Here is a 9,504-nt window from a genome sequence, read left to right as displayed (position 1 = left end):
CGCCGCCCCCTCGCCCAGCCCATCCGCCTGGGTGAGCTGGCCGCCGCACCGCTCGACCCCGACACGAAGGAGAGCACCGCATGAACAGCACCGCCTCCCACCGCCCCGCCGGCCTCGGCGGCGTGGTCGTCGCCACCGCGCTCCCGTACCGCGAGGATCCCGCGGCCCCCGCGGGGCTCGCCGTCGACCTGGACCGTTACGCCGAGCACTGCCGCTGGCTGGTGGCCAACGGCTGTGACGGCGTCGGCCCGAACGGCTCGCTGGGGGAGTACTCCTCGCTCACCGACGAGGAGCGCCGCGCGGTCGCCCGTACCGCGATCGAGGCGGTCGGCGACGACGGTTCCGTGATCGTGGGCGTGCACGGTGTCGGCAGCCACCAGGCCCGGCACTGGGCCGAGGTGGCCGCCGAGGACGGCGCCGACGGCGTGCTCTGTCTGCCGCCGACCATGTACCGCGCCAACCCCGGCGAGGTGCTCGCGCACTTCGAGGCGGTGGCCTCCGTCGGCCTCCCTGTCATGGTCTACAACAACCCCATAGACACCAAGGTCGATCTGACCCCACAACTCCTCGGCGAGATAGCGCAGATCGACAACGTCGTGGCGGTCAAGGAGTTCTCCGGCGACGTCCGCCGCGTACTGGAGATCAAGGAGCAGGCGCCGGGGCTCGACATCATCAGCGGCGCCGACGATGTGGTCCTGGAGAGCCTGCTGATGGGCGCGGTCGGCTGGTTCGCCGGCTTCCCGAACGTCTTCCCCGCCGAGTCCGCGAAGCTGTACGCGCTGGCCAGGGCCGGGCGCCTGGAGGAAGCCCGCGCGCTGTACGAGCCGCTGGTAGCCGCCTTCCGCTGGGACTCCCGTACCGAATTCGTCCAGGCCATCAAGGCGGGCATGGAGCAGGTCGGCCGGTACGGCGGCCCCTGCCGCCCGCCGCGCGGCCCGCTCATTCCCGAGCACCGCGAGCAGGTCCGCGCCGACATGGCCCGCGCCATCACCGCCCTCGAAAAGCTGGCGGCCGCCTGATGCGGTCCGTACGTACCCTGAGCGCCGTCGACTCGCACACCGAGGGCATGCCCACTCGCGTGGTGACCGGCGGGGTGGGCCCGATACCGGGCGCCACCATGGCCGACCGCCGCCGGTACGCCGTCGAACACCTCGACGGGCTCCGCCGGTTCCTCGTCGACGAGCCGCGCGGCCACCCCGCCATGAGCGGCGCCCTGCTGCAGCCGCCCACCCGCCCCGACGCCGACTGGGGCGTCCTGTACATCGAGGTCAGCGGCTTCCTGCCGATGTGCGGGCACGGCACGATCGGCGTCGCCACTGTCCTCGTCGAGACCGGCATGGTCCCGGTCACCGAGCCGGAGACCGTCGTTCGGCTGGACACCCCGGCCGGGCTCGTCGAGGCGCGGGTGAGCGTACGGGACGGCGTCGCGGAGCGGGTCACCCTGCGCAACGTCGATGCCTTCGCGCTCGAACAGGACGCCAAGGTGGACGTCCCCGGGCTGGGCGAGGTCCGCTACGACATGGCGTACGGCGGCAACTTCTACGCGATCACCGAGCTGGAGCAACTGGGGCTGCCGTTCGACCGGGCACGCAAGGACGAGATCCTGGCCGCGGGCCTTTCGATCATGAAGGCCGTCAATGAGCAGAACCGCCCCGCGCACCCCACCGATCCGCTCATCTCCGGCTGCAAGCACGTCCAGTTCCTCGCGCCGGGGTCGGATGCCCGGCACTCGCGCAACGCCATGGCCATCCACCCGGGCTGGTTCGACCGCTCCCCGTGCGGCACGGGCACCTCGGCCCGGATGGCCCAGCTGCACGCCCGCGGTGAACTCCCGCTGTACACGGAGCTCGTGAACGAGTCGTTCATCGGGACCCGGTTCACAGGACGGCTCGTCGGCACCACCGAGGTCGGCGGACTGCCCGCCGTCGTACCGGAGTTCTCCGGCCGCGCGTGGATCACCGCCACCGCCAACTACCTGCTGGATCCCAGAGATCCCTTCCCAGAAGGCTTCGTCCTGTGAGCGTCGCGAGAGAGATCTTCCGCCGCAAGCCCGTGGACTCCTCCGAGGAGGAGTCCGCCGGCGGGTTGCGCCGCACGATGGGTCTCTGGCAGCTGGTCGCGCTCAGCCTGGGCGGCCTGGTGGGCGCGGGCGTCTTCTCGCTGGCCGGAGTGGTCGCGCACGAGGACGCCGGGCCCGGCGTGATGCTCTCCTTCCTCATCGCGATCATCGCCAGCAGCGCCGCCGCGCTCTGTTACGCCGAGTTCGCGGGCACCATCCCGAAGGCGGGCTCCGCGTACACCTACTCCTACGCGGCACTCGGCGAGGTCGTCGGCTGGGCCATCGGCTGGGACCTGCTGCTGGAGTACACCGCGATCGTCGCCGTAGTGGCCATCGCCGTCTCCGGCTACTTCTCGTACGTCCTGGAAGGCATCGGCCTCGACCTGCCGGTCTGGATGCTCGGCGCGCCCGGCACCGGGGCCGGGCACCGCGTAGACCTGCTCGCCGCGCTCCTGTGCCTCCTCCTCGCCTTCGTGCTCTCGCGCGGTACGAAGGAGTCGGCGCGCTTCGAGACGATCCTGGTCGTGGTCAAGCTGGGCATCGTGGCGCTGGTGGTGATCGCCGGGGCGTTCCACATCTCGGCGGGCAACTACAGCCCTTTTCTGCCGTACGGCCTCGGCGGCGCGTTCACCGGCGCCGCGACCACGTTCTTCGCGGTCTACGGGTACGACGCGATGAGCGCGGCCGCGGAGGAGAGCGCCGAGGCGAAGAAGGTGCTGCCGAAGGCCATCGTGATCTCCCTCGGCATCGCCGCGGTCGTCTACCTGCTGGTGTGCGTCGTGCTGCTGGGCATGCAGGACTACCGCCGGATCGACGTGGACAGTCCGTTCTCCAGCGCGCTGGCCTCGGTCGGCCTCGGCGGGCTCGGCATGGTCGTCGCCGTCGGTGCCATCATCGGCATCACCACCTCGGCCTTCGCCAACATGCTGGCGGTGTCCCGGGTCTGGTACTCGATGAGCCGGGACGGGCTGCTGCCGCGCTACTTTGCCCGTAACCACCCGAAGCGGCAGGTGCCGACCCGGGTGATCTGGCCGGTGGGGATCGGCTCGGCGGTCATCGCCGGGTTCCTGCCGATCCGGGAGGCCGCCGATCTCACCAATATCGGCATTCTGACGGCGTTCATCGTCGTCGCGGTGGCGGTCGTGGTCATGCGGCGTACTCGTCCCGAGCTGCCGCGGGCCTTCCGTACGCCGCTGGTGCCGCTCGTGCCGGCCATCGGTGTCGCCTTCTCCGTCTGGCTGATCAGCAACCTCGACCCGGTGACCTGGCTGCGGTTCGCCGGGTGGATGGCGCTCGGCATGGTCGTGTACGCGCTGTTCGGTTACCGGAACTCGCAGGAGAACCCGGACCGCGCGGGCCGGGGGCAGGACCGGGAACGGGTCACGGACCCTTTCTGATCAGCTCGTCCGCCGGGTCGTTCACCGGCTGCGGGGTGCCCGTGAGGTCCATGACGAAGAGCGGGACGTGCAGCGCGTCGGCGCGGGTCCGGGCGTCGCGCGCGTACCCCGCCAGCGAGAAGAACACCGCGAGCGCGGAGTCGTTGAGGCCGTTCAGCCAGACCGTCTCGATCTCGCGGAGCCGGGTCGGGCGGGTGGTCGGGTCGACCTGGGCGACCAGCCCGCGGCCGCGTACGTCCACCCCCGACGAGCTGCGCTCGGGGGCGCGTACGACCTCGGTGAAGCCCAGCCACTTCAGGTACTGGACGGCGGCGGTGACGCAGTCCCGCGCGGTGCGGATCGTCACCGGGCGGAAGGCCGGGCGCAGCGTGGCCGGGTGCGCGGGGGAGCGGTGTCCCGCACGGCCGAGTGGGGTGATCTCCGGGGCCGGCGGTCCCGGGGCCGGTATCACCGGCACCCGGACGACCGTGCCGCAGGCGCACGCCGACTCCGGCGCCGGCCACTCGTCCAGCCGCCCGCAGGACTCGCAGCGCACCTCGACCCAGGAGCTCTGCCACGTGCGGTGCTGGATCTCGACGGGCACCCCGCCGCGCAGCACGGGCATGGTCAGCGGCGCCCCGCACGCGCACGGGAAGGTGGGCGGGGTGAAGGCGTTCTCGCGGCGGCACGTAGGGCAGCGCACCGGCACGCTGTCGGCCATGTTCGGCTCCTGGCGGGTCGTTCGGCTCTTCGCCGTCCATGGTCTCCCGGAACGCGCCGTTCGTGGGGCGAATCGCGGGGAGAAGCGGGAGGGCAGGCGGGAGGAGAGACGAGCACAGGGCCCGGCTCGTCCGTGACCGTACGGACGAGCCGGGCCCTGCGGGTGGTTCCCGCCCGGTGACACGGGTTACAGGCGCGACAGGACACGCGCCACCGGACGGAGTCTGGGGAGAGGGGTGGGTGAGGAAGGTGTGCTCCGCGGTGCGGAGGAGAGGACGTGCCCTTCCCTATGAGACGCGTCCGTACCACCGCACTGGCTTCTCCTGCCGCGCCGCGGAGCCCACCGTCGGCCGGTGGCCGAAGCCGCCGGCCGGTCCGTACCGCCCGGCCACCCCTCAACGGGCCGGACGGTACGGACGCGCAAGGGTGCTGACCTCCCGTCAGTCCTCACGCAGCCTTTCGAGGACCAAAGCTCAGTCCTCGCGCAGCTCGCGGACCTTGGCCTCGACGCGCTTGCCGTAGTCCGGGTCGGCGGCGTGGAAGTGCGCGAGGTTCTTCTCGATGACGTCGTCGCGGGAGACCTGCGAGAGGCCGCCGGCGATGTTCGCCACGAGACGCTTCTTCTCGTCCTCGGACATCAGCCGGTAGAGCTCGCCCGCCTGGAAGAAGTCGTCGTCCTTGGTGTGCTGCGGGGCCTCGTGGGTGCCGGTGTGGCCGGTGACGGCGAACGGCGCGGACAGCGCGTCGTTCGTCTGGACCGGGCCGTCGTAGCTGTTCGGCTCGTAGTTCTTCGCCTGCCGGCCCTGGGAGTTGGAGGCCATCAGACCGTCCCGGCCGTAGTTGTTCGCCACGGTCGCCTTGGGGGCGTTGACCGGCAGCTGGGTGTGGTTGACGCCCAGGCGGTAGCGCTGCGCGTCGGCGTAGGCGAAGAGCCGGCCCTGCAGCATCTTGTCGGGCGACGGGCCGATGCCGGGCACGAAGTTGTTCGGCGAGAAGGCGGCCTGCTCGACCTCGGCGAAGACGTTGTCGGGGTTGCGGTCCAGGACCATCCGGCCGACGCGCTGCAGCGGGTAGTCCTTGTGCGGCCACACCTTGGTCAGGTCGAATGGGTTGAAGCGGTAGTCCGCAGCCTCGGCCGCCGGCATGATCTGCACGTACAGCGTCCAGGACGGGTACACGCCGCGCTCGATGGACTGCAGCAGGTCGGTCTGGTGCGAGTTGGCGTCCTTGCCGGCCAGTTCGGCGCCCTGGTCGGCGTCCAGGCAGCGGATGCCCTGGTTGGTCTTGAAGTGGTACTTGACGAAGAACTGCTCGCCCTCGGCGTTGGTCCACTGGTAGGTGTGCGAACCGTAGCCGTTCATGTGGCGGTAGGAGGCCGGGATGCCCCGGTCGCCCATCAGCCAGGTGACCTGGTGGGTGGCCTCGGGGGCGTGCGCCCAGAAGTCCCAGACGTTGTCCGGCTCCTGCTTGCCCGTGAAGGGGTCGCGCTTCTGCGAGTGGATGAAGTCGGGGAACTTGATCGGGTCCTTGATGAAGAACACCGGGGTGTTGTTGCCGACGAGGTCGTAGTTGCCCTCTTCGGTATAGAACTTGACCGCGAAGCCGCGCGGGTCACGCGCCGCGTCCGGACCGCCGAGGCTGTCGGCGACGGTCGAGAAGCGGATGAACAGCTCGGTCCGCTTGCCGACGGTGTTCAGGAAGTCGGCGCGGGTGAAGCCGGTGACGTCGTCGGTCACCTCGAAGTAGCCGTACGCGCCGGAACCGCGGGCGTGCACCACACGCTCCGGGATGCGCTCCCGGTTGAAGCGGGCGAGCTTCTCGATCAGGTGCTGGTCCTGCAGGACGATCGGGCCACCGATGCCGGCGGTGGCGGAGTTCTGGTTGTCGGCGACGGGGGCGCCCGACTCCGTGGTGAGTGTGCGCGCCGTCAGCGAGGGCTTCGTCATGGTGACCTTCCGTACGAAGAGCGCGGAAGCCGACTTCCGCATGTTGGAGCGTATGGAGGGCTCCAACCAAACGTCAACAGTTTGTTGAAAACTTGCTCGTGACCTTCTACCACCGCACGCAGCGGCCGGAAAAGGGTCCCGGCGGCGGCACCTGGGCGCGACAGGACAGGTGTCGGCGCCGCCGCCGGAAGTCTGTGTGTGCTGTTATGCGTCGGGCCTGGCCAGCACATCCACCAGGACCGGGCGCCGCGTGGAGACGGCCTCCTTGCGGGCCCACTCCAGCGCAGAGCGCAGCCCTTCCCGGTCCGTGACCCGGCAGCCGGAGCAGTCGTACGCCTCGGCCAGGCGCACGGCGTCCGGACCGCGCTCGTCCCGGCCGAGCAGTAACTGCACGTACGGCACCGGGCACTCCGCGGCGAGCGTCAACTCCTCGGCCAGCGGCGGGAGTTCGGGCCCCGTACCGAGCCCGACCAGCACGGTGTCCGGGGCCGCCGCGGCCAGTGCGACCCGGGCGCCGAGCGTCGCGGGGACCGCCCAGCCCGTTGGCCCGCCGCGACCGCCGAGGAGCAGCCGCCGTGGCCTGCCGACCGGGAGCAGCGCGCCGCCCCACTCGCCGTACACCTCCTCGGTGAGGACGAAGCAGGCGTCCATACCGAAGACCGCGTCCAGCTCCGCATGGACCCGGCCGACCGGGACCGGGCCGCCGCCCGGGGCGGGCGCAGCGTCCGCGGCCCCTGCGGGCCTGGTCCACGAGGCGCACTCCCGCTCCGTACCGGACGCCGCGTCGTACAGCGCCTCCAAGAAGAGCCGCGCGTCCGCGACAACCCCCGGGCCGGCCGTGCCGTACCCGCCGATCGCCGACGGCTCGGCATCCACCTGGATCACCGTGGGCACCTCCGCGAGGAGGCCGGCGGCCCGCCCGGTGCCGACCGCGAGCACGCAGTCCGCCGCACCGAGGGCCTGGTCCCCCGGAGAATGCCCGACGGTGCCGGCGTACAGCTCGTGGCCGTCCCCCGCGCAGCCCCGGCCGCCCGGGGTGTCGGCGAAGGGCACCCGCAGCCGATCGGCCAGCGCGCGGAGCGCGGCACCGGCGTCCGCAGCGGTCACCCCGCCGCCCGCCAGCAGTAGCGGTCGGCGCGCGGCCAGCAGCAGTTCCAGCGCGGCCGCGACCTGCGGCGGATGCGGTGCGCCGCTCCGTACGGGCAGTGGCGCGTCGACCGCCGGATCGTATGCGATCTCCGCCCCGGTGTCGGCGGGCAGTTCCACCAGCACCGGCCCCGGCCGGCCCTCGCGGGCCGTACGGAACGCCTCGCGCAGCGCCCACGGCAGGCGGGCGGCGGAGGCGGCCGGTAACACCTGCTTGGTTACCGCACGTACCGGCTCCCCGGGGCCCGCGGCGAGGCAGACCAGCGGTACGCCGTCGGCGTGTGCGGCGTGCAGTCCGGGGACCAGGCCAGGGCCCGACGCCGCGCCCGCGACGACCACCCCGGTGCGCCCGCTCGCGCGGGCCCAGCCGTCGGCCATGTGCGCTGCGGACTGCGCGTGGCGTGCGGCCGGGAGAGCGGTGCCGGCGGCCGCGAGCGCCGCGTGCAGCGGGTGGCCGGGCGCGTCCGGGCAGCCGAAGGCGGTGTCGCCGCCCTCGTCCCGGACGATGCGCGCGGCCGCCGCTGCGGCGGTCATCCTCGGCATCGGTCGCTCCCCCCGGTCGTCCGTCAGTCGTCCGGGCTCAGTGCCGGCCGGCGGCGCGCAGCGGGGCGGGCAGCCACTCGAAGGCACCGGCGCTCGGGCGGTCGCCGGGCTTGTACTCCAGGCCCACCCAGCCGTCGTAACCGGCCTTCTTGAGGCGGTTGATCAGGTCGGTGAAGTCCAGGTGACCGGTGCCGGGCGCGCCGCGTCCGGGGCTGTCGGCGATCTGCACGTGCCCGGTCTTCTCGGTGTACGACTCGATGACCTCGTTGAGGTCCTCGCCGTTCATGGCCAGGTGGTACAGGTCCATCAGGAACTTGGCGTTGCCGAGCCCGGTGGCCGCGTTGACCTTGTCGACGATCTCGATGGCCTTGGGCGCGGAGACGATCGGGCACAGCGGCGACTCGGGCTGGTTCAGGGCCTCGATCAGCAGCGTCGCGCCGATGGCGTTGGCGGCCCGGGCGGCGTAGGTGAGGTTGGCGAGGGCCACCTCGTCCTGGAGGGCCGGGTCGACGCCCTCGATACGGTTGCCGTACAGCGCGTTCAGCGACGTGCAGCCCATCGTGCGGGCGAACTCCACCGCGACCGGTACGTTGGCACGGAACTTCTCGGACTCCTCGCCGGGCAGGGAGAGGGCGCCGCGGTCGGGGCCCGGCAGCTGCCCGGCGTAGAAGTTCAGGCCGACCAGCTGGGTGCCGGCGTCGTTCAGCGCGTCCCGCAGCGCGTCCAGCTCGGACTGCTCGGGCACCGGCGCGTCGACCCACGGCCACCACAGCTCGACCGCGGTGAAGCCGGCGGCGGCCGCGGCGGCGGGGCGCTCCAGCAGCGGGAGCTCGGTGAAGAGGATCGACAGATTGACGTCGAAGCGCGTGTCGGTGAAGCCCATGCGGCGTAAGCGCCTTCCGTATTGCGAAACTTTCTTTCTGCGTATTGGAAGAGTGCCCGGGGGGTAGGAGGGCTGTCAAGGGGTCCCGTGCGGTCGATTCTGGTGGCCGGGCCGACGTCGGCAGTAGGTTGACGGTGTGCGATTGAGAGTGGAGTTCACGACGGAGCCGTTCGACCTGGACGAGGCGCCGGACCATGCGGTGGTGGCCCGCGAGGTCGTCACGGGCGCCGAGCTGGACGCGGTCGACGTCGGCCCGTTCGGCAATACCGCCGAGGGGGACGCGGAGCGGGTGCTCACCGCGGTGGACGCGCTGCTGCGGCAGTCCCTGGCGGCCGGCGCCACCCGCGTCTCGCTCCAGGTCAACGTGGTACGGGACGGCCGTGACGGCCAGGACGCCAAGGAGGCCGAGCGGTGACCGAGCCTGCCGACCACCCGTTCGTCCAAGCGGTGAAGCCGCTGGTGGACGCGATGGGCGGGGAGATGGTCGCGCCCGATCTGGCGCAGGGGGACGACGTCGTACTGACCTGGGAGGGCGAGGACCGGGTGGCCGTACGGCTGCCGCACCTCTCCGACTCCCTGGATCACCTGCTGACGGACCTGGAGCGCCGGCACGGCCGTCCGCTCGCCGAGCTGGACCGCAAGACCAAGCAGTCGGTCGTGCGCATCCTGGAGGCCCGCGGCGCCTTCTCCGTACGGCATGGCGTGGAAACGGTCGCGAGCGCGCTCGGCGTCTCGCGTTTTACGGTGTACAACTACCTCAACAGGGAGAACGGGGCGAAGGCCGGGCGCTGACCGGCTCCCGTCCCTTACCTCGCGGCAAACCGCCACAAG

Annotated in this window: 9 protein-coding genes; 5 read left to right on the top strand and 4 right to left on the bottom strand. The window is 71.8% G+C overall.

Going from position 1 to position 9,504, the window contains the following annotated elements:
- Nucleotides 1-80: 80 nt before the first annotated feature.
- From CCS38_RS29570 to CCS38_RS29560, 3 genes are read left to right on the top strand one after another with little or no spacing between them, the layout of a single operon-like run.
- Complete coding sequence (locus tag CCS38_RS29570; protein ID WP_223736400.1) at nucleotides 81-1,019, top strand: dihydrodipicolinate synthase family protein; 939 nt, start codon at nucleotides 81-83, stop codon at nucleotides 1,017-1,019.
- Nucleotides 1,019-2,020: a proline racemase family protein gene (locus CCS38_RS29565; RefSeq protein WP_223736399.1), complete on the top strand. Its 1,002-nt coding sequence runs from the start codon at nucleotides 1,019-1,021 to the stop codon at nucleotides 2,018-2,020. Before CCS38_RS29570 ends, CCS38_RS29565 begins: the two co-directional genes overlap by 1 nt.
- Nucleotides 2,017-3,456, top strand: a complete 1,440-nt coding sequence (locus CCS38_RS29560) for an amino acid permease (protein ID WP_223736398.1) — start codon at nucleotides 2,017-2,019, stop codon at nucleotides 3,454-3,456. Before CCS38_RS29565 ends, CCS38_RS29560 begins: the two co-directional genes overlap by 4 nt.
- Here the strand turns inward: CCS38_RS29560 and CCS38_RS29555 are convergent.
- From CCS38_RS29555 to CCS38_RS29540, 4 genes are all read right to left on the bottom strand, one after another.
- Nucleotides 3,440-4,156 carry a hypothetical protein gene (locus tag CCS38_RS29555; protein WP_223736397.1) on the bottom strand — a complete coding sequence of 239 codons (717 nt, stop codon included), beginning with the start codon at nucleotides 4,154-4,156 and terminating at the stop codon, nucleotides 3,440-3,442. The genes CCS38_RS29560 and CCS38_RS29555 overlap by 17 nt on opposite strands.
- A 472-nt stretch (nucleotides 4,157-4,628) precedes the next feature.
- Nucleotides 4,629-6,101 carry a catalase gene (locus tag CCS38_RS29550; RefSeq protein ID WP_308050895.1) on the bottom strand — a complete coding sequence of 491 codons (1,473 nt, stop codon included), beginning with the start codon at nucleotides 6,099-6,101 and terminating at the stop codon, nucleotides 4,629-4,631.
- Between the two features lie 204 nt (nucleotides 6,102-6,305).
- Nucleotides 6,306-7,790 (bottom strand): thiamine pyrophosphate-binding protein, encoded by a 1,485-nt coding sequence (locus tag CCS38_RS29545; RefSeq protein ID WP_223736396.1) that lies wholly within the window; start codon nucleotides 7,788-7,790, stop codon nucleotides 6,306-6,308.
- A gap of 37 nt (nucleotides 7,791-7,827) precedes the next feature.
- Nucleotides 7,828-8,673, bottom strand: coding sequence for a TIM barrel protein (locus tag CCS38_RS29540; RefSeq protein WP_223736395.1), 846 nt, complete (start codon nucleotides 8,671-8,673; stop codon nucleotides 7,828-7,830).
- 136 nt (nucleotides 8,674-8,809) lie between these two features.
- Between CCS38_RS29540 and CCS38_RS29535 the strand changes: the two genes are divergently transcribed.
- Nucleotides 8,810-9,088: a YkoF family thiamine-binding protein gene (locus CCS38_RS29535; RefSeq protein ID WP_223736394.1), complete on the top strand. Its 279-nt coding sequence runs from the start codon at nucleotides 8,810-8,812 to the stop codon at nucleotides 9,086-9,088.
- A complete protein-coding gene (locus CCS38_RS29530) occupies nucleotides 9,085-9,465 on the top strand; it encodes a helix-turn-helix domain-containing protein (RefSeq protein WP_223736393.1) in 381 nt (126 codons plus the stop codon). The genes CCS38_RS29535 and CCS38_RS29530 overlap by 4 nt, the downstream gene beginning before the upstream one ends.
- Nucleotides 9,466-9,504: the final 39 nt, after the last annotated feature.

It is taken from the genome of Streptomyces purpurogeneiscleroticus (genome assembly GCF_020024005.1).
GTDB lineage: Bacteria > Actinomycetota > Actinomycetes > Streptomycetales > Streptomycetaceae > Streptomyces > Streptomyces purpurogeneiscleroticus.
Note: the sequence above shows the minus strand (reverse complement) of the source record. Positions and strands in the feature narration are given on the sequence as shown.

Coding starts and splice junctions, on each gene's coding strand:
- CCS38_RS29570 (WP_223736400.1), top strand. CDS start 81: ATGAACAGCACCGCCTCCCACCGCCCCGCCGGCCTCGGCGGCGTGGTC.
- CCS38_RS29565 (WP_223736399.1), top strand. CDS start 1,019: ATGCGGTCCGTACGTACCCTGAGCGCCGTCGACTCGCACACCGAGGGC.
- CCS38_RS29555 (WP_223736397.1), bottom strand. CDS start 4,156: ATGGCCGACAGCGTGCCGGTGCGCTGCCCTACGTGCCGCCGCGAGAAC.
- CCS38_RS29550 (WP_308050895.1), bottom strand. CDS start 6,101: ATGACGAAGCCCTCGCTGACGGCGCGCACACTCACCACGGAGTCGGGC.
- CCS38_RS29545 (WP_223736396.1), bottom strand. CDS start 7,790: ATGCCGAGGATGACCGCCGCAGCGGCGGCCGCGCGCATCGTCCGGGAC.
- CCS38_RS29540 (WP_223736395.1), bottom strand. CDS start 8,673: ATGGGCTTCACCGACACGCGCTTCGACGTCAATCTGTCGATCCTCTTC.